At 72.9% G+C, this 18,910-nt stretch carries 14 protein-coding genes and 1 tRNA gene; 4 read left to right on the plus strand and 11 right to left on the minus strand.

All coding sequences use genetic code 11. From position 1 onward, the window contains the following. The 5 genes from ACZ5WK_RS16515 to rsmI form a co-directional block, all read right to left on the minus strand. Complete coding sequence (locus ACZ5WK_RS16515) at positions 1–201, minus strand: hypothetical protein (protein WP_465548128.1); 201 nt, start codon at positions 199–201, stop codon at positions 1–3. An 89-nt stretch (positions 202–290) separates the two neighbouring features. Next, complete coding sequence (locus tag ACZ5WK_RS16520) at positions 291–1,169, minus strand: TatD family hydrolase (protein WP_405361103.1); 879 nt, start codon at positions 1,167–1,169, stop codon at positions 291–293. Beyond that, positions 1,169–2,788: a methionine--tRNA ligase gene (metG, locus tag ACZ5WK_RS16525; protein ID WP_465548129.1), complete on the minus strand. Its 1,620-nt coding sequence runs from the start codon at positions 2,786–2,788 to the stop codon at positions 1,169–1,171. The genes ACZ5WK_RS16520 and metG overlap by 1 nt, the downstream gene beginning before the upstream one ends. A gap of 160 nt (positions 2,789–2,948) precedes the next feature. Continuing rightward, positions 2,949–3,395, minus strand: coding sequence for a hypothetical protein (locus ACZ5WK_RS16530; RefSeq protein ID WP_396324474.1), 447 nt, complete (start codon positions 3,393–3,395; stop codon positions 2,949–2,951). 235 nt (positions 3,396–3,630) lie between these two features. Then, entirely contained in the window at positions 3,631–4,488 is an 858-nt protein-coding gene (gene rsmI, locus ACZ5WK_RS16535) for a 16S rRNA (cytidine(1402)-2'-O)-methyltransferase (RefSeq protein WP_465548130.1), read from the minus strand. A 106-nt stretch (positions 4,489–4,594) separates the two neighbouring features. On the opposite strand from rsmI, the gene ACZ5WK_RS16540 reads away from it, so the two are divergent. Together ACZ5WK_RS16540 and ACZ5WK_RS16545 are read left to right on the plus strand one after the other, a co-directional pair. Then, complete coding sequence (locus ACZ5WK_RS16540; RefSeq protein ID WP_465548131.1) at positions 4,595–6,427, plus strand: dolichyl-phosphate-mannose--protein mannosyltransferase; 1,833 nt, start codon at positions 4,595–4,597, stop codon at positions 6,425–6,427. 163 nt (positions 6,428–6,590) lie between these two features. Next, positions 6,591–8,363 (plus strand): penicillin-binding transpeptidase domain-containing protein, encoded by a 1,773-nt coding sequence (locus tag ACZ5WK_RS16545; protein ID WP_465548132.1) that lies wholly within the window; start codon positions 6,591–6,593, stop codon positions 8,361–8,363. A gap of 27 nt (positions 8,364–8,390) precedes the next feature. Here the strand turns inward: ACZ5WK_RS16545 and ACZ5WK_RS16550 are convergent, their stop codons facing one another. From ACZ5WK_RS16550 to ACZ5WK_RS16565, 4 genes are all read right to left on the minus strand, one after another. Continuing rightward, positions 8,391–9,797, minus strand: coding sequence for a glycosyltransferase 87 family protein (locus ACZ5WK_RS16550; protein ID WP_465548133.1), 1,407 nt, complete (start codon positions 9,795–9,797; stop codon positions 8,391–8,393). Positions 9,798–9,924: 127 nt separating this feature from the next. Further along, positions 9,925–11,493, minus strand: coding sequence for an amino acid permease (locus ACZ5WK_RS16555; protein ID WP_465548208.1), 1,569 nt, complete (start codon positions 11,491–11,493; stop codon positions 9,925–9,927). A 180-nt stretch (positions 11,494–11,673) separates the two neighbouring features. Next, positions 11,674–13,182: a penicillin-binding transpeptidase domain-containing protein gene (locus ACZ5WK_RS16560; protein ID WP_465548134.1), complete on the minus strand. Its 1,509-nt coding sequence runs from the start codon at positions 13,180–13,182 to the stop codon at positions 11,674–11,676. Next, positions 13,182–14,513 (minus strand): FtsW/RodA/SpoVE family cell cycle protein, encoded by a 1,332-nt coding sequence (locus ACZ5WK_RS16565; protein WP_465548135.1) that lies wholly within the window; start codon positions 14,511–14,513, stop codon positions 13,182–13,184. The genes ACZ5WK_RS16560 and ACZ5WK_RS16565 overlap by 1 nt, the downstream gene beginning before the upstream one ends. 718 nt (positions 14,514–15,231) lie before the next feature. Between ACZ5WK_RS16565 and ACZ5WK_RS16570 the strand changes: the two genes are divergently transcribed. Together ACZ5WK_RS16570 and ACZ5WK_RS16575 are read left to right on the plus strand one after the other, a co-directional pair. After that, positions 15,232–16,548: a VWA domain-containing protein gene (locus tag ACZ5WK_RS16570; RefSeq protein ID WP_465548136.1), complete on the plus strand. Its 1,317-nt coding sequence runs from the start codon at positions 15,232–15,234 to the stop codon at positions 16,546–16,548. 2 nt (positions 16,549–16,550) lie between these two features. Continuing rightward, a complete protein-coding gene (locus ACZ5WK_RS16575; protein WP_465548137.1) occupies positions 16,551–17,441 on the plus strand; it encodes a peptidase in 891 nt (296 codons plus the stop codon). A 201-nt stretch (positions 17,442–17,642) separates the two neighbouring features. On the opposite strand, the gene ACZ5WK_RS16580 is transcribed toward ACZ5WK_RS16575, so the two are convergent. Both ACZ5WK_RS16580 and sepX read right to left on the minus strand, forming a co-directional pair. Further along, positions 17,643–17,716 (minus strand) — tRNA-Ala (locus ACZ5WK_RS16580). 81 nt (positions 17,717–17,797) lie between these two features. Next, the gene (sepX, locus tag ACZ5WK_RS16585; protein ID WP_465548138.1) at positions 17,798–18,874 is read right to left on the minus strand and encodes a divisome protein SepX/GlpR; all 1,077 of its coding nucleotides are present in this window, start codon (positions 18,872–18,874) and stop codon (positions 17,798–17,800) included. Positions 18,875–18,910 lie beyond the last annotated feature (36 nt).

Below are 18,910 nucleotides of genomic sequence, written 5' to 3' on the forward strand. Positions count from 1 at the left end.
TCACCGTTCGACGACCTGCTGGGGGTCGATCTCGACGGCGTACGGCAGCTCGGCGCGCAGGACGCACTCGTGCTGGGCGCCGGGCTGGTAGACGCCCTTCTCCTCGTCCCGGTGGAACTCGTGGACGACGGGGAGGTTGTCGATCCCGCGCTCGACCCGCCGGTGGTACGGGATCCCGGCCTCGGCGTACTGCCCGGGCACTCAGGCCAGGCAGCATCGCAGTCCGACGAGAGTGCCGAATCGTTTCGGCGTGACCCGATATGCGTTCGACCGATGTCCGTTCGGCCGGCTCAGTACCCGAACGCCCGCGCCGTGTTCGCCGCGATGGCCGTGGCGAGCTCGTCCTCGTGCAGCCCCAGGGTGCCGGCCATCGAGCGGACGGTGACCGGGATCAGGTACGGGGCGTTGGGGCGGCCCCGGTAGGGGTGCGGGGTGAGGAAGGGGGCGTCGGTCTCGACCAGGACGCGGTCGAGCGGGGTGGCCGCGAGGGCGTCGCGCAGGGGCTGGTTGGCCTTGAAGGTGACCGGGCCGGCGAACGAGAGGTACCAGCCGTGCTCGGCGCAGGTCTTGGCCATCGCGGCGTCGCCGGAGTAGCAGTGGAAGACGGTCCGCTCGGGGGCGCCCTCCTCCAGCAGGACGGCGATGACGTCCTCGTGGGCGTCCCGGTCGTGGATGACCAGGGCCTTGTCGTGCCGCTTGGCCATCTCGATGTGGCGGCGGAACGACTCCTTCTGGATCTCGACGCCCTCGGGGCCGGTACGGAAGTAGTCGAGGCCGGTCTCGCCGACGGCGCGGACGTGCGGCAGCGCGGCGAGCGCGTCGATCTCGGCGAGGGCGGCGTCGAGCGCCGCCTGCCCGCCGGCCGGGCGCTGCTGCCCGGACCAGCCGTCCGGGTCTCCCAGGTAGATCCGCGGGGCCTCGTTGGGGTGCAGGGCGACGGCCGCGTGCACCTGCTCGAACTGGGCCGCCAGGTCGGCGGCCCAGCGTGAGCCGGGCACGTCGCAGCCCACCTGGACGACGGTGGTCACGCCGACCGAGGCGGCGCGTGCCAGGCCCTCGGCGGGGGTGCCGGACTGCATGTCCAGGTGGGTGTGCGAGTCGGCGACCGCCACCGCCAGCGGGGCGGGCAGTGGCGGCGGCGTCGACCGGTCGTCGTCCTTCTTGGCCATCAGGCGGAGGGCTTCTCTTCGAGACGCGGGAACAGGATCTCGCCCTTGGTGACGGTGGCACCGGCGGGCAGCCGGCCCCAGTCCGCCGCGGTGGCGATGGTCTGTGCGGGCAGCTCGCCGAGGCCCTCGGCGGCGCCGAGCGAGACCCAGAGCTTCTCGGCGGTGGCCGGCATGACCGGGTTGAGCAGGACGGCGGTGGCCCGCAGCGCCTCGGCGGCGGTGTAGAGGATGGTCGCGAGGCGGGCGCGGCCCTCCTCGGAGTCGTCCTTGGCGACCTTCCAGGGCTCCTGCTCGGTGAGGTAGCCGTTGACCTGCTTGACGAACTCGAAGACCGCCGCGAGGCCGCCGGCGAAGTCCAGCTCCTCGCCGATCTTCCGGTCGGCGGTCGCGACCGCCGCCGTCAGCCCGTCCGCGACGGCCTGCTCGGCCGGGCCGGCGGCGACGGCGGCCGGCAGCACCCCGTCGAAGTACTTGCCGACCATGGCCGCCACCCGGGAGGCGAGGTTGCCGAAGTCGTTGGCCAGCTCGGAGGTGTACCGGGCGGTGAAGTCCTCCCAGGAGAACGAGCCGTCGGTGCCGAACGGGATCGCCCGCAGGAAGTAGTAGCGGTAGGCGTCCACGCCGAAGTGCGAGGTGAGGTCCTGCGGGGCGATGCCGGTCAGGTTGGACTTGGACATCTTCTCGCCGCCGACCATCAGCCAGCCGTTGGCGACGACCCGCTTGGGCAGCGGCAGTCCGGCGGCCATCAGCATGGCCGGCCAGATCACCGCGTGGAACCGCAGGATGTCCTTGCCGACGAGGTGCACCGAGGCCGGCCACAGCTCGGCGAAGCGCTCCGGGTCGCTGCCGTAGCCGGCGGCGGTGATGTAGTTCTGCAGCGCGTCCACCCACACGTAGAGCACGTGCTTCTCGTCCCAGGGCAGCGGCACGCCCCAGTTGAAGGTGGAGCGGGAGATGGAGAGGTCCTGCAGGCCCTGCTCGACGAAGCGGAGCACCTCGTTGCGGGCGGACTCGGGAGCGATGAAGCCGGGGTTCTCGGCGTAGAACTCCAGCAGCTTCGGGCCGTAGGCGGAGAGGCGGAAGAAGTAGTTCTCCTCCTCCAGCCACTCGACCGGCTTCTTGTGGATCGGGCAGAGCTTCTCGCCCTCGGTGGCGCCGTCGAGCAGCTCGGCCGGGAGCTTGTACTCCTCGCAGCCGACGCAGTACGGGCCGGAGTAGCCGCCCTTGTAGATCTCGCCCTTGTCGTACAGGTCCTGGACGAACTCCTGCACCCGGTCGGTGTGCCGCTGCTGGGTGGTGCGGATGAAGTCGTCGTTGGCGATGTCGAGGTGCTGCCAGAGCGGCTTCCACGCCTCTTCGACCAGCTTGTCGCACCACTCCTGCGGGCTGACCCCGTTGGCCTCGGCGGTCCGCAGGATCTTCTGGCCGTGCTCGTCGGTGCCGGTCAGGTACCAGACCTTCTCGCCGCGCTGGCGGTGCCAGCGGGTCAGCACGTCACCCGCCACGGTGGTGTAGGCGTGGCCCAGGTGCGGGCGATCGTTGACGTAGTAGATCGGGGTGGAAACGTAGTACGCCGGGGTCGTGCTCCCGGTGGTGCTGTGCTCTGCAGTGGCCGCCATGGTCGGAAAGCTTAATCGGGTGCGGGGGCCGCCCTCGACCGAGTTACCCCGGCGGGCGGCACCGCCACCCGCCGGCCCCGTCGACTCCCGGGCGGCACCGCCACCCGCCGGCCCCGTCACCTCCCCGGCGGGCCGCGCTGCCCGCCGGGCGGTCAGCCCGTCAGCCCGTCAGCCGCGACCAGAGCCGGCCCAGGAACCCGCGCTGCCGGGCGGGACCGGCCTCCGGTGCGGCCACCGGGGCGGCCACCGGCACCCCGGCCGGCTCGGCGTGCGCCGAGTAGCCGGGGGCGTGCTGCCAGAGCTGGTCCGCGACGGCCACCCGGCCCTCGCGCATGATCCGGACGGTGTGGCCGCCACACCCCGGGCAGGTCGGCTTGAGCAGCGGGGACGGCACCCTGACACCGTTGGCGTGGTACTCGAACACGACCCGCCCGTCGCGGGCCACGTGGTGCTCGATGTCGTACGCCTGCTCCCAGCCGTACCCGCAGCTCAGGCACGCGAAGGAGTAGGCCTCCCGGACGGTCTCCACGGGAGAGTGCGGCCGGCCGGTCAGGCCGGGGTCGCTCAGCGCGTTACCACCACGAGGGCTACCGATCGTCTCGCTCATAGCCGTCTCCCAGCGCCCGCCGGACGCTCGCCCGGCTGGGTCTTTCCAATCCAGGAAATGCCCGGAACGCCCCGGTCGATGCCCGTCTTGTGAAGTCTTGGACGCGGATTGGGAATCCCTATACGAAAGGGTGGGTCGTCTCCGGAAACCACGGCCAAAGCTTCAGCTCAACGGGTGTTTACCCGGGGCCTTCTCTCCAAGGTACGCGCCCCCGCCGACCGCGGCACCCCCGGTCTCAGGGCTTCACCACCGCCGCGTTCTTGGCCGCGACCACCGCGTCGAACACGTCCCGCTTGGGCAGCGCGAGCTCCGCCGCGACGGCCGCGATGGCCTCCTTGCGCCGCTCGCCGGCCTCCTCCCGCACGGCCACCAGGCGGGCCAGCTCGGCCGGGGTCAGCTCCTGCGGGGCGGCCGGCGGGGCGCCCGCGACCACCACGGTGATCTCGCCCTTGACGCCCTCGGCCGCCCAGGCCGCCAGCTCGCCGATCGGGCCTCGCTTGACCTCCTCGTACGTCTTGGTCAGCTCGCGGCAGACGGCGGCGGGCCGGTCGGCGCCGAACGCCTCGGCCATCGCGGCCAGCGCCTCGGCGATCCGGTGCGGGGCCTCGAAGAAGACCATGGTGCGCGGCTCGGCGGTGACCGTGGCGAGCTGGCGGGCCCGGTCTCCGGTCTTGCGCGGGAGGAATCCCTCGAAGGTGAAGCGGTCCACCGGCAGGCCCGAGAGCGCCAGCGCGGTGAGCACGGCGGACGGCCCGGGCACCGCGGTCACCTTGACGTCGGCGGCGACGGCGGCGGCCACCAGCCGGTAGCCGGGGTCGGAGACCGAGGGCATCCCGGCGTCGGTGACCAGCAGCACCCGGGCGCCGCCGACCAGCGCCTCGACGAGTTCGGGGGTGCGGCCGACCTCGTTGCCCTCGAAGTAGGAGACGACCCGCCCGGCCGGGGTCACCCCGAGCGCCTGGGTGAGCCGGCGCAGCCGCCGGGTGTCCTCCGCCGCGATCACGTCCGCGGTGGCCAGCTCGGTGAGCAGTCGGGGCGGGGCGTCCGAGACGTCGCCGATGGGTGTGCCTGCGAGAACGAGTACTCCTGTCACGCGCCCCATCCTTCCAGCATCGAGGCCCCAGGTGCTTTTGGTGACGATTCGGGCAGCTTCGGAGGGAGCCGTTCTCCGTGTGGGAAGCGCCCCTACGATGTGGCGGATGAACGGCGACACGGCGGCAGAGACGCCCACTGGTACAGACCCCACCGCGCAGGGTGGCGTCGGCGTGCCGGTCCTGACGGACCAGGCGTCCCCCGCCGTCCCGGCCCCGCGCGCGCCCGAGCCGGAGCCCGAGCGGCCGCGGTCCGCGGGTGCGGCCTGGCTGCGCGGCCTGTCCCGGTACGGCTACACGCCGGCGCCGCGGGCCACGCTCGCCGAGCTTCTGGTGCCGCCGATGCCGGACGGCCCGGGGGTGACGCCGGACCGCGTCGCGCCGTGGCCGCTGCTGCTGCGGCTCGGCATAGCCCTGCCGGAGGCCCTGTGGTCCTGGCTCCTCCGCTGGGCGGGGTGGCTCGGCCCGCTCGCGGTGGCGCTGTTCGCCGGGATCCTGCGGTTCACCGACCTCGGGCAGCCGCACGCGATCATCTTCGACGAGACGTACTACGCCAAGGACGCCTACGCGCTCTGGCACGGCGGCTACGAGATCAACTGGCCGGACGGCGCCAACGAGCAGATCATCGCGGGCGGGCCGGTGCCCTACCGGGCGGACCCGAGCTACGTGGTCCATCCGCCGGTCGGCAAGTGGATCATCGGCGCCGGCGAGCAGCTGTTCGGGATGAACCCGTTCGGCTGGCGGTTCGCGGTGGCGCTGCTCGGCACGCTCTCCGTCCTGATGGTGGCCCGGATCGCCCGCCGGCTGTTCCGCTCGACGCTGCTGGGCTGCGTGGCCGGGCTGCTGCTCGCCGTGGACGGCCTGCACTTCGTGCTCAGCCGCTCGGCGCTGCTGGACCTGGTGGTGATGTTCTGGATCCTCGCCGCCTTCGGCTTCCTGCTGCTGGACCGTGACCACACCCGGGCCCGGATCGCCAGGCGGCTCGGCGGCGTCGCCGACGCGGCGGCCGCCCAGCGGCTGAACCTGGGCTGGCGCCCGTACCGGATCGCGGCCGGTGTCTGCGTCGGCCTGACCTGCGCGACCAAGTGGAGCGGCCTGTACGTGGCGGCCGCCTTCGGCGTGCTGACGGTGCTCTGGGACGCCGGCGCCCGCCGCCTGGCCGGGGCGGGCCGCCCGTACCTGTGGACGCTGGTGCGGGACGTCGTGCCCGCCTTCGTGTCGGTCGTCGTGGTCTCCGCGGTGGTCTACGTGACCTCCTGGTGGGGCTGGTTCGCCAGCAGCACCGTGCCCGGCAGGGGCGGCTACGGCCGCGACTGGGCGGTCGGCCGGTCCACCGACTACCCGTGGATCCCGGAGGGCCTGCGGGCGCTCTGGCACTACCACTCGACGGTGTACGACTTCCACACCCACCTGAGCGACCCGCACACCTACCAGTCGAACCCGTGGAGCTGGCTGGTCCTGGGCCGCCCTGTCTCCTTCTTCTACGAGTCCCCCAAGCAGGGCCAGGCCGGCTGCACGGCGAGCGAGTGCGCCCGCGAGGTGCTGGGCATCGGCACCCCGCTGCTCTGGTGGACCGGCGTGGTGGCGCTGGTGTACTGCCTCTGGCGCTGGGCCGCCCGGCGCGACTGGCGGGCCGGCGCGGTGCTCTGCGGCCTGGCCGCGGGCTACCTGCCCTGGTTCGCCTACCAGCAGCGGACGATCTTCCTCTTCTACGCGGTGGCCTTCGTGCCGTTCCTGGTGCTCGCGGTCACCATGATGGTCGGCGCCCTGATCGGCCCGCCCGGGGCGTCCCGGGACCGCCGGATCATCGGTTCGGCGGCGGCCGGGCTGCTGGTGCTGCTGATCGTGTGGAACTTTCTCTTCTTCTACCCCCTGTTCACGGGGGAGACGATTCCGATGGACGACTGGCGCAGGCGGATGTGGTTCAACAGCTGGATCTGAGCGGGGGAACGGTGCCGACGTGGTGCGCGACACGTACCAGATCCGTCACAAGACCCCGGCATTTCGTCAGTGCGCGGAGCCGGTCTGCCTAGGCTGAGCACCGAACGCGTATCCGGCCACCTCCGAAAGCGGCCAGTCGCCAGACCCTTGGGGGAGCAGCACCATGCGCAGAGGCGCGAAGATCGGCATCATCACCGGCGTGTCCCTGGCCGTGCTCGCGGGCGGCGGGTACGGGGCGTACAGCCTCGTCGGCGGCTCCGGCGGCACGGACGGAGCCCAGGGCAAGAAGGCCCGCACGGTGGTGGCCGAACCTCCCAGCGCGGACCAGGCGACGGCCGGCGCCAAGGACTTCCTGGAGGCCTGGGCCGCCGGTGACCTCGCCAAGGCCGCCGGACTGACCGACGACCCGGCGGCCGCGACCACCGCGCTGACGGCCTTCAAGGACCAGGTGAAGCCCAGCGGGCTGACCCTCGCGCCGTCCGGCCCGGCGACCCCCGCCGCCTTCGCCTCGGCGACCGGCACCCCCTCCCCCGCCGCCAAGGCCACCGGCGCGGCCTCCGCCTCGGCGACGCCGTCCGCGGCGGGCACCGATGCGCCGTCGGCCTCCGCCTCGGCGGCCCCGACCGGTGTGCTGATGGGCTTCAAGGCCCGCGCCGAGTTCGAGGGCACCAACCGGGTCTGGGACTACAACGGCTTCCTGAGCGTCGTGAAGATGAGCGACAACACCCCGGCCGTGCACTGGGCGCCCTCGGTGCTCCACCCTCACCTGGGCCCGGGCGAGGTCATCTCCACCCAGCCGGTCTTCGCCCCGCCGGGCAACGTGGTCGACCGCAACGGCAAGCCGCTGCAGGGCAGCTCGATCACGCCGGCGCTGCTCTCCACCCTGCAGACGAACTACCGCAAGATCCTCCAGTCGGACCCGACCAAGGACCAGAGCGACGCGGGCAGCGGCGTGGTGATCACCGACGCGGCCGGCAAGGGCGCCCAGGACAAGCTGTTCACCATCGTCGAGCCCAAGCCCGCCAAGCCGTTCAAGCTGACCATCGACAACGCGATCCAGGCCGCCGCCGAGAAGGCGATGACCGACCTCGGCGGCAAGTCGGGCTCGATCGTGGCCATCGAGCCGAGCACCGGCCAGGTCCTGGCCTTCGCCAACGCGCCCGCCAACGGCCAGAACCGCGCCTTCGAGGGCCAGCTCGCCCCCGGCTCGACGATGAAGATCGTCACCTCGACGGCCCTGCTGGAGGCCGGCGTCAACCCGGACACCGTGGTGCCCTGCCCGCTGAAGAGCAGCAACGCGCAGGCGATCCCGAACTCCTTCCCGGACGCCTACCCGAACAACACGCTCCAGCAGGACTTCATGATCTCCTGCAACACCGCCTTCATCAACCAGGGCCTGGCCAGCCTCAAGCCGAACACCCTGGGCAGCACCGCCAAGGACGTCTTCGGCATCGGGATGGACTGGAAGACCGGCCTGACCAACTCCGACGGCAAGGTGCCGGACCCGGGGACCAACAAGGATGAGCAGGCCATGCAGTCCATCGGCCAGGGCAAGGTCCAGATGAACCCGCTGGCCATCGCCTCGATCACCGCCACCGTGCAGAGCGGCGAGTTCAAGCAGCCGATCCTGGTCGCCGACCTGCCGCAGCAGAAGGCCGCCCGGTCGCTCTCCCCCGACGTCGCCGGCAAGCTGCGCGCGATGATGGCGGCCACGGCCAAGGACGGCACCGCCAAGGCCGTCATGAATGGAATCTCGGACAACGCGGGCGCCAAGACCGGCTCGGCGGAGGCCACCGGCGTCGAGACCACCAACAGCTGGTTCACCGCCTACCGCGGCAACATCGCCATCGCCGCCGAGGTCCAGGGCGGCGGCCACGGCGCCGACGCGGCCGGCCCCGCCGTCGCCTCCGTCATCAAGGCGGCCGGCACCCGCTGAGCCCTGCCGAGGAACGCCCTGCCCCGGTCAGCTCCGGGGCAGGGCCGGCTCCGGCCGAGCCAGCAGGCAGGTGGACGGGACGGGCCGCCGCCCGCTCCAGCGCCGGGCCGCCAGCCGGGGCCAGATCACCAGCACCACCGGCAGCGCCAGGTATCCGAACCGCCCGGCCGGCGCCAGCATGAACGCGATCGCCAGCCCCGCCGCGAGCAGGTCGGCGGCGGCGATCGCGGAGACCGGCGGCCGGGCCAGCAGCCAGATCGCCACCCCCAGCCCGCCGACCGTCATCAGCGCCAGCGACACGGTGTGCCCGGTCGGCCCGAACCCGGCCAGCACCTTGCCGGGCAGCGGGCTGCCCGCGGGCGTCTGGATCGCGGTCAGCCCCAGCGGGAACCGCACCACCTGCTCGCGCAGCGCGTCCGCCCGGGCCAGCGCGGAGGGCCCGATCACCGCCAGGCCCGCGCCGAGCGCGGTCAGCCCGGCCCGGGCGGCAGGGCGCCGCCCGTACAGCCGCCAGAGCAGCAGCACGGCCACCGGCAGCGCCGGCCAGGCCGTCCACTTCAGCGTGCAGGCCAGCGCCAGGACCAGCCCGGCACCGATGGTGCGGTCCCGTTCGGCCAGCGCCATGGCCAGACAGCAGACCCCGATCAGCGGCAGGTCCACCCCGCCGACCACCAGCGCCAGCGCGATCAGCGGCGAGGCGGTGAGCACGCCCAGCGGCAGCAGCGGGGCGCGGTCCCGGGACGGCCGCAGCAGCCGCCAGCTGGCCAGCAGGCACGCCAGGAAGGTCAGCGCGAACCAGATCCGGGCGTCCCCGGCCACCTGCGCCACCGGGTTGCCGCTGCCCACCAGGGCGCGCGGCATCCCGAACAGGGTCATGGCCGGCAGGTACGGGTTGTAGTCGGTGACGACCACCGGGTGGGGCAGGTACGGGCTGCCGGTGCTGAGCAGCAGGTGCGCCGAGCGTTCGACCACCATCACCTCGGACTGGTGGCGGCCCTCCAGCGCCAGCAGCGCCAGCGGCACCAGGACGGCGCCCAGGAGGGCGACCCCGGCCGCCGCACGGGCGGCGAACCGCCGGGGCAGGGTCAGGCAGAGCAGCCCGGCGAGGGCGTACGCGGGGGCCGCGATGGTGCCCCAGAGCCGTTGGTTGGGCAGGTCGGAGACGAGCGGGAAGGCCGCCGCCCAGCCGGCGGCGATCAGGCAGCCGAGCAGTTGGACGCGGCGCATCGAGGCGAGCCGGGCAGGATTCAGCCGATCGGGGGGTGGCGAGAGCGTGCCGTCACCACGCTGACGGGGGAACGGCCTGGCGGTCAGGCTGCGGCGCAGCCGTTCGCGCCCGGTCGGTGGTCCGGCCGCCGCGGGCGGGACGGCCGCGCCACGGCCGGTGAAGCGGCCGCGCGAGCGGGAGTGGCCGGGCGTGCGGGTGCTCACCATGGTGGAAGGTTATTGGCGGGGACCGCGCCCTGTCGCCGTGTCCGGGATGTGAGTGTCCACGGGGACGAAAGGGGCCGCCGGGGTGTCGTCACCGTCCGGCGGCCCCGTCCGCGGGTGGCCGTGATGGTCAGCCGGCCTTGCTGTCGGCGGGCACGTCGGCCGCGTCGGGCTGCTCCGCGCGCTCCAGCTTGGAGTGCTTGATGCTGTAGCCGAAGTAGACGGCCAGGGCGATCACGAGGGCGACCCCGCCGGCCTCGAAGGTGTCGGCGTGCAGGCCGGTGATCAGGTAGATGCAGAAGCCGACGCTGACCAGCGGGACGACCGGGTAGCCGGGCACCTTGAAGCCGCGCGGCAGGTCGGGCTGGGTGCGGCGCAGGATGATCACGCCGATGGAGACCACCGAGAAGGCGATCAGGGTGCCGAGGCTGGTGATGTCGGCCAGCTTCTCCAGCGGGATGAAGGCGGCCAGCGCGCCGACGCCGAGGCCCACCACGATGGTGTTCCAGACCGGGGTGCCGGTGCGCGGCGAGAGCTGGGCGAAGCGCTTGGGCAGCATGCCGTCGCGGCCCATCGAGTACAGGATGCGGGTCTGGCCGTAGATCACCACGAGGGTGATGGAGAAGATCGAGAGGATCGCGCCGATCGCGAAGACCATCGCGGGCCAGCTCTGGCCGGTGATGTCCTGCAGGATCTGGGCGAGGCCGGCCTCCTGGCCGTCGAACTTCTCCCAGGGCTGGGCGCCGATGCCCGCCAGGGCGACCAGGATGTAGAGCAGGGTGACCACGACCAGCGAGATGATGATCGCCATCGGCAGGGTGCGGCGCGGGTTCTTGACCTCCTCGCCGGCGGTGGAGACGGCGTCCAGGCCGATGAACGAGAAGAAGATGCTGGAGGCCGCGACCTGCACGCCGCCGATGCCGAGCGGCATGAACGGGGTCAGGTTGCCGGAGTGGAAGCCGGTCAGCGCGACGCCGACGAAGAGCACCAGGATGAGGATCTTGATGGCCACCATGGCCGCGTTGACCTTGACCGACTCGCTGACGCCGCGGATCAGCAGGAAGCAGACCATCGCGACCAGCAGCAGCGCAGGCAGGTTGAACCAGTGGGTGCTGTCGGGCGCGCCGGAGAGCGTCTCGGGGATCTTCGTCCCGAAGGCCAGGTCGAGGAACTTGTTCAGGTACTCGGCCCAGCTGACCGCGATCGCGGAGGCCGAGACGCCGTACTCCATCAGCAGGCAGATGCCGACGGCGAACGCGACGCCCTCACCGAGGGTGGCGTAGGCGTACGAGTACGAGGAGCCGGAGACCGGGATCGCGGACGCCATCTCGGCGTAGCAGAGCGCGGTGAGGCCGGCGGTGACCGCGGCGATCACGAAGGACAGGATCACGGCCGGGCCCGCCGAGGGGACCGCGGTGCTGAGCACGAAGAAGATGCCGGTGCCGATGGTGGCGCCGATGCCGATCGAGGACAGCTGCCAGAGTCCGATCGAACGCCGCAGGTGGATGCCGGAGCGTCCGCCCTCTTCGGGCGCACCGGCGGGGAGGGCGTCGTGGCCCTCACTCTCGGCGATCAGGGTGGAGACGGGCTTGCGCCGCAGCAGGCGCGCGCCGAGGGTGTTGCTGGCCAAAACGACGATCCTTCTAGGCGGGGGAGGGTGTCCTAGCGGCCGGTCACTCGATACGCCATGGGGTGACATCAAGGACCAACCGAACAAACATGGGACAGTACCCCGCGAAAGCACCAGTGTCGCAAACGAACAGTCGCGCCGCGCGCATTGTACGAATCGTCGCATCAGACTGTACAAACCGGACACTTCGCAAACGGCGGATCTCTCATCGAGCAGCTAAGCCGCAGGTCAGCACCGCCTTGGGCACCGTCAGCTGCCCAAGACGGCCTGCATCACCGAGCGCGCGATCGGCGCCGCGAGACCGCCACCGGTGACGTCCGTGGCGTCACTGTCCGCGATCACCACGGCGACGGCCACCGGCGGCACGTCGTTCGAGCCGGCCGGCGCGGCCCAGGAGATGAACCAGGCGTACGGCGTCCCGGTGTTGTCCACCCCGTGCTGGGCGGTGCCGGTCTTGCCGCCGACGACCGCGCCGGCGATCCGGGCGTTGCGCCCGGTGCCGTTCTCCACCACGTCGGTCATCAGCTTCTGCACCTGCCCGGCCACCGCCGGGCTCATCGCCCGCCGGTACACCTCCGGACGCATCACCTGCACGGTGGTGCCGTCGCTCCTGGTCAGCTTGTCCACAAGCTGTGGATGCATCACCGTCCCGTTGTTGGCGACCCCGGCCGCGACCATCGCCATCACCAGCGGGGTGGCCGCGGTGTCGAACTGGCCGATCGAGGAGAGCGCCACCTGGGACTGGTTCATCGCGGTGTCGAAGTTGGAGCGCGCCGCCCGGACGGGGACGTCCAGCCTGGCGTCGTTGAAGCCGAAGTCCTCGGCCGTCGCCACCATCCTGTCCAGCCCCACCTGCACTCCGAGGTAGCCCATGACGCTGTTGCAGCTGAGGACCATCGCGGTGTCCAGCGACTGCCCCGGCTCGTCGCAGGCCGAGGTGTCGTTGACCAGCGGCGTCGTGGTGCCCGGCAGCACGTACGGGTACGGCGCGGTGGTCGGCGCGTCGATGTCGGAGACCACGCCGTTCTGCAGCGCGGCCGCCGCGGTGACCACCTTGAAGGTCGAGCCCGGCGGGTAGGTCTGGCGCAGCGCCCGGTTGAGCATCGGCTGGTCCGGGTCGGCCTGCAGCCCGTTCCAGGCCGCCTGGTCCGCGGCGGAGGAGCCGGCGAAGCTCCCCGGGTCGTACGAGGGCGTGCTGGCCAGCGCCAGGATCCGGCCGGTGGCGGGCTCGATCGCGGCGACCGCGCCCTTCTGGCCGCCCAGCCCGCGCATCGCGGCCTGCTGGGCGGCCCGGTCGATCGTCGTGTGGACGTCACCGCCCGGGTTCTGCTTCCGCGCGATGGCGTCCCAGACGGCCCAGCTCGCCAGCCGGCTGTCGGTGCCGGAGAGCAGGTCGTCCTCCGTCCCCTCCAGCTGGGTGTTGCCGTACGCCTGCGAGGAGTACCCGGTGACGGCCGCGTACAGCGGCCCGTCGGTGTAGGTGCGCTTGTAGTCGTACCGGCCGCCGGTCGGCTTCGAGCCGGTGACGCTGTCGGCGCCCACCCGGATGTTGCCGCGCGGCTGGGAGTACCGCTCGATGGTGAGCCGCTGGTTGGCCGGGTTGTGGTCCAGCTCCTTGGCCTGGAACACCTGCACCCGGGTGGCCTGGACGCAGAGCGCCCCGATCAGCAGCAGGCAGAAGGTGCCCGCCCGGCGTCCGGTGACGGAGATCCCGGGCCGGCCCTGCGGCCCGTTGCCCCTGCCGCGGCCCAGCGCCATCAGGCCTCCCCGGGGGCCGGCCGGCGGGCGAGGTCGCTCATCCGCACCAGCAGCGCGACGATGATCCAGTTGGTCACCACCGAGGAGCCGCCCTGGGCGACGAACGGCAGCGTCATCCCGGTCAGCGGGATGAGGTCCAGCACCCCGCCGGCGACCACGAACACCTGGAGGCCGACGATCGCGGCCAGCCCGATCGCCAGCAGCCGCCCGAACGGGTCGCGCAGCGCGATGCCGGTCCGGAACCCGCGGGAGACCAGCAGCGCGTACAGCAGGAAGAGCGCGATCAGCCCGGTCAGGCCCAGCTCCTCGCCGATGGTGGCGAGGATGAAGTCGGACTTGGCGGCGAAGCCGATCAGCACGGAGTGCCCGTTGCCGAGCCCGGCGCCCAGCTCTCCTCCCCAGGCGAAGGCGAACAGCGACTGGGCGATCTGGTTGGCGCCCCGGCCGGCCGCGATCGAGCCGAGCGGGTCCAGCCAGTCGTTGACCCGGCTGTGCACGTGCGGCGAGAGCCAGCCGACCCCGACCGCCGCCACCGCGGCCAGGAACAGCCCGATCGCGATCCAGCCGCTGCGCGCGGTGGCCACGTAGAGCATCACCACGAAGAGGCCGAAGAAGAGCAGCGAGGTGCCGAGGTCGGTCTCCAGGACGAGGACGCCGACGAACGCCGCCCAGATCAGCAGCACCGGCCCGAGCACCCGCCCGCGCGGCAGCTGGAACCAGAGCACCCGGCGGCCGGTCAGCGCCAGCGCGTCCCGGTGCACCGCCAGGTAGGCGGCGAAGAAGACCGCCAGCAGGATCTTGGCGAACTCCCCCGGCTGGAAGGAGAGCGGCCCGATCGTGATCCAGATGCGCGAGCCGTACACCGGCGGGAAGAAGATCGGCAGCACCAGCAGGACCAGCGCCACCAGCGCGCCGATGTACGCGTAGCGCTGCAGCCGCTTGTGGTCGCGCAGCAGCAGGACGACGGCGATGAACAGGCCCACCCCGAGGGTGGACCAGAGCAGTTGGGTGGGCGCCGCGCCGCTGCCCGCCGTGGCGCGGTCCAGACGGTAGATGACGACCAGGCCGGTCCCGTTGAGCAGCACGCCGATCGGCAGCAGCAGCGGGTCCGCGTACGGCGCCTTCCAGCGGACCACGGCGTGCGCCAGCAGTGCGAGCACGCCGAGCGCGGCGCCGTACTCGGCCGCGTCGGCGGGCACCGTGCCGTCGACGTTGACGCCGACCTCGGCGTAGCCGAAGACGGCGATCAGCACGGCGGCCAGGACCAGCGCGAGTTCGGTGTTGCGCCGGGTGGGCACCGTCCGGCGAGGCCGGCCGGCGCTTCTCGTCACGGCGGAGGGTGTCGCCACGGACCGTCCTGTGTGTCCCTGCTGCGCTGGTGGTGGGTGGGCCGTCGTACGACGGCGATCGGGGCGGACGGGCGGCCGGGCCCGTCCGCCCCGACGTGAGCGGCTGGTCAGGTGGGCCGGTGGCTCAGACGGAGGCCTGGGCGCTCTGCGGCCGGGACGCCTCGACGGTCGCCCTCAGCTCGGCCTCGGCCTCGGCCTCGGCGGAGAGCGAGGTCTGGATGATCCGGCCCCCGTAGCGGGCCGTCCTCGCGGCGCTCCACGACGACCGCGTCCTCCAGGTCGATCAGCTTCCGCGTCTGCAGGCCGACCGCCTCGTTGCGCACCGCCTGGGCGGTGGCCGGATCCGGGTAGGCGATCGCGAAGAGGTTGCTCACGTGCGGGTCCTTCCACTCCGTCGGACATACCGGCCGGGGCAGCGTGCCGGTACGGCGACGCCGGAGCCCTTTTCGTCACCCTAACGAGCACTATCCATATTTATCGGCTCTTCTCACCGGTGTGTCCCGTATTGCCCGGACCCCCTCCGGCCCCCTCCGCACTGCCTCCGCACCCCCTCCACATTCCTCTCCACACCCTTCGGCCCATCCTTCGGCACCCGGCGCCCGATCGCCCACCGGCGCCCGGGAGTTCACGCCGGATCCCGGCCGCCCGCACACCGGACCGCGTTGGCCACGGCGAACTGATGATCCCTAGGATCTGGCGGGTGACTACCGGACGACGACCCAAGGCCAGGCTCGGCAGCCTGCTGGCCGCCCTGGCGATAACAGGCGGTGCGCTGCTCAGCGGCCTGCCCGCCCATGCCGACGAACCATCAGCCGGCTCCGCCGGCAAGGAAGCCCCCCGGGTCGACCTCGTCCTGGACGTCAGCGGCTCCATGCGCGCCGCCGACATCCAGGGCAAGAGCCGCATCGCGGTGGCCCAGCAGTCCCTCAACGAGGTGATCGACGCCCTGCCCGCGGAGACCGAGTTCGGCATCCGCACCCTCGGCGCCAACTACCCCGGCGACGACAAGGCCCAGGGCTGCCAGGACACCAAGCAGCTCTTCCCGGTCGGCAAGACCAACAAGGTCGAGGCCAAGACGGCCGTCGCCACGCTGCGCCCGACCGGCTGGACCCCGATCGGCCTGGCCCTGCGCGGCGCCGCCCAGGACCTCGGCAAGGGCGAGACCACCCGCCGGGTGGTGCTGATCACCGACGGCGAGGACTCCTGCGCCCCGCCGGACCCGTGCGACGTGGCCCGCGAGCTGGCCGCCCAGGGCATCCACCTGGTGGTCGACACCCTGGGCCTGGCGCACGACGACAAGACCCGTCAGCAGCTGCTCTGCATCGCCAACGCCACCGGCGGCACCTACACCGATGTCCGCACCCAGGAGCAGCTCACCGACAAGGTGAAGCAGCTGGTCGACCGCTCCAACGACACCTACACCGTGACGCCGGTCAAGACCGCGGGCACCGACAAGTGCGAGAGCGCGCCCGTGCTGACCCCCGGCGTCTACAGCGACCGGGAGAAGTTCTCCGAGCACCGCGTCTACCGCGTCCCGGTCAAGGCCGGACAGGAGCTGCGCGCCTCGGTCAGCGTCTCCGTGGACCGGGCCGTGGCCCGCGACTACGGGGTCCTGCTCCAGGCCACCAGCACCGCCGGCCAGGAACTGGTCCGCGGCACCGACGCCGGCAGCGGCCGGACCGACGTGGTCTCCACCGGCCTGCGCTGGTCCACCGACGACTCCAAGGGCTACGCCTCCGCGACGCCCTCCGCCTCCCCGAGCGGCAAGCCGGAGACCACCGTCTGCCTGGTCGTCAGCAACTCGCTGGCCGGCCAGCCCGGCGTCCAGGCCGAGCCCGGCCTGCCGCTGGAACTGACGGTCGACCTGACCGCCGCCTCGCCCGCCCCGGACGGCCCGGCGATGGGTCTCGGCCGCGGCTGGATCCTGCTGCTGGTGCTCACCCTGGCCGGCCTGCTGACCGGCCTGCTCTTCGGCTGGATCGCACGCTGGCGGATCGCTGTCTGGCGGGAGAACTGATCATGCCCAACTCGACGACCCGCGGCTCCTTCCGCAAGGCCCTGGCCGGGCTCGCCCTGCTCCCGGCCCTCGTGGTCGCGGCCCCGGCCGCCTCCGCCGCCTCCCCGTCCGCCTCGCCCAGTGCGAGCGGCACCCCCGCCCCCGTCACCAAGGCCGGGACGTCCTTCCTGACCGCGATCAACCTCGCCGCCCGCCAGGACGCCAACGTCGCCGCCTCCACCGGCGACTACCTGTACTGGGCGTTCGGCGCCTCCGAGGGCCAGACCCCGACGGTCGGCCTGACCGTCAACCTGGCCCCCTCCACCGACCGGCACGGCCCGCAGACCTGGAGCGTCGAGGTCTTCGACGGGCTGCGCCGCCGCCAGTCCTGCACCGCCGGCACCCAGAACGCGACCGCCGAGCCCACCGCGGCGTCGCTCACCCTGAACTGCACCCTGCGCGAGGTTCGCTCCTGGGCCGAGCCGTGGTCCGGCGACCCGCTGCCCGGCACCTACTACGTCCGTCTCTCGGTCTCCGACGTCCCGCAGCCCGACCTCGGCCTCGCCGCCTCCGTCCAGCTGCACGTCGCCGCCAAGGGCGACGCGGACAACGCCCAGCCGGAGGGCGGCGAGCTCAAGGCCCCGCTCGTCCCGCCGGCCGGTGGCGGCGCCGCGACCGCCAAGGCGGCCGCGCCGGCGGAGCCCGAGGACCACTGGTACACCGGCTGGTTCTCCGGCTGGAACAGCCGCTGGTTCTGGACCCTCGCCGGCGGCGCCCTGGCCGCCCTGGCCGGCGTCGCGGGCTACACCCTGACCCGCCACCCGCGCGGCCACCGTCCGGCCCGCTACGGCACCGTCCCGCCGCAGGCCGGCGCCCCGCAGCCGGGCCCCTACGCGGGCTCGGGGCAGCCCTGACGGACCCCGCCCACCCCCCGAGGGCCGGCCGGAGCACCCGCTCCGCCCGGCCCTCGGCCGTTTCCGCCCCACAGGAGTGATCATCGTCACGCCGCCGAACCGGCGCCCCGCCCCGAGCGCCTGACCCGCCGTCCGGCGCCTACGCCCCCACAACGCAGAAGTCCCGCCCGATCTGATGATCGGGCGGGACTTCCTGTTGGGTGGAGCTGAGGGGATTCGAACCCCTGACCCCCTCGATGCGAACGAGGTGCGCTACCGGACTGCGCCACAGCCCCAACGAGAAGAAACTTTAGCACCTTTCGGAGGGGGCTTGTGACCACCCCCCGGGACGCCGTCCTGGTCGGCGCCCGGCGCGGTCATTCGTTGGCGGCGCGGGGGCGGGTCTCGGGGGCCGGGGCTTCGGCGTACTGGTCGAAGAGCGGAGTGGTGCGGGCCTCGGTGGGGCGGCCGGCGGTCCAGGTACCGGGGGCCGACAGGTCGAGGCCTCGGGTGACCCGGGGGGCCACCGGAGCGGTGACGTAGGTCGGCAGCGGGACGGGCACGGGCTCCCAGGAGTCCGGGCCGGCCGCGCCGCGCTCGCGCATGCCGTCGACCCACTCCTCGTGCTCGGTCGCCTCCGCCACGGCGGACGCCGAGGCGGAGCCGGTGGCCGGGGCGGGATCGGCCGGGGCCGGCCCGGTGGCGAGCCGCAGGTGCGGGCGGCCGCGGACGGGCTCCGCGGGGGCGTCCGGCACCGGCTCCTCGGCCGGGCGGGCCTCGGCGCGCTGCTGCTCGCGCTTGCGCAGCCGCTCGGCGGCCTGGGCGGCCCGGGCGCGGTCGAGCTTCACCTCGTACCGCTGGCGCTCCAGCTTGCGCAGGTGGCCGATGTAGAGGGTGAGGAGGACGGCCGGCACGGCGGGGACCCAGAGGAAGGCCAGACCGGCCACCGCCGCGACGACCGCGCCGAGCGCGAACGCCAGGAAGAGGACGCTGACCATCCGGCGACGCCGGGCGAGCAGCCGTGCCCGGCGCTCGACCCCGGCCCGACGCTCGGCGGTCTCCTCGGCCGCGCGTTCGGCGGCGCGCTCCGCGGCGCGTTCGCCCGTCCGGTCGGCCGGGTGCCCGGCGGGGTGCTCCACGGGCCGCTCGGCCGGATCGTCCGCCGGGCCCTCCGCCCGATCCTCCGCGGGGCCGTTCCCGGGGTCGCCGGAGTCGGCCTCGTCCCGTCCGGGAGGGCCGTCCTTGCTCTGCTCGTCGTCACGCGGTTCGTCGCCCAGGGCCCGGGATGCCCGCCGCTCCAGCGCCGAACGCCCGGCCAGCAGGCGGATGGCGGTGCTGAAGCGTTCCGTCGGGCGCGCCTCGTTGAGCTCGTCCTGCCTGCGGAGCCACATCGGCACGAGATAGGCGGCCCAGGCCCCTACGATGACGGCGTAGATAAGGCCGCTACTGCTCACGTTTCACACCGTACGGGCGCCGGGGAAGGCCTGGCA

The sequence above is a fragment of the Kitasatospora sp. NPDC032757 genome (assembly GCF_055579305.1).

What these genes read in the sequence shown, in the direction of transcription:
- ACZ5WK_RS16520 (WP_405361103.1), bottom strand. Translation starts at nt 1,169, where the DNA reads ATGGCCAAGAAGGACGACGACCGGTCGACGCCGCCGCCACTGCCCGCC.
- metG (WP_465548129.1), bottom strand. Translation starts at nt 2,788, where the DNA reads ATGGCGGCCACTGCAGAGCACAGCACCACCGGGAGCACGACCCCGGCG.
- ACZ5WK_RS16530 (WP_396324474.1), bottom strand. Translation starts at nt 3,395, where the DNA reads ATGAGCGAGACGATCGGTAGCCCTCGTGGTGGTAACGCGCTGAGCGAC.
- ACZ5WK_RS16540 (WP_465548131.1), top strand. Translation starts at nt 4,595, where the DNA reads ATGAACGGCGACACGGCGGCAGAGACGCCCACTGGTACAGACCCCACC.
- ACZ5WK_RS16545 (WP_465548132.1), top strand. Translation starts at nt 6,591, where the DNA reads ATGCGCAGAGGCGCGAAGATCGGCATCATCACCGGCGTGTCCCTGGCC.
- ACZ5WK_RS16550 (WP_465548133.1), bottom strand. Translation starts at nt 9,797, where the DNA reads ATGGTGAGCACCCGCACGCCCGGCCACTCCCGCTCGCGCGGCCGCTTC.
- ACZ5WK_RS16555 (WP_465548208.1), bottom strand. Translation starts at nt 11,493, where the DNA reads ATGTCACCCCATGGCGTATCGAGTGACCGGCCGCTAGGACACCCTCCC.
- ACZ5WK_RS16560 (WP_465548134.1), bottom strand. Translation starts at nt 13,182, where the DNA reads ATGGCGCTGGGCCGCGGCAGGGGCAACGGGCCGCAGGGCCGGCCCGGG.
- ACZ5WK_RS16575 (WP_465548137.1), top strand. Translation starts at nt 16,551, where the DNA reads ATGCCCAACTCGACGACCCGCGGCTCCTTCCGCAAGGCCCTGGCCGGG.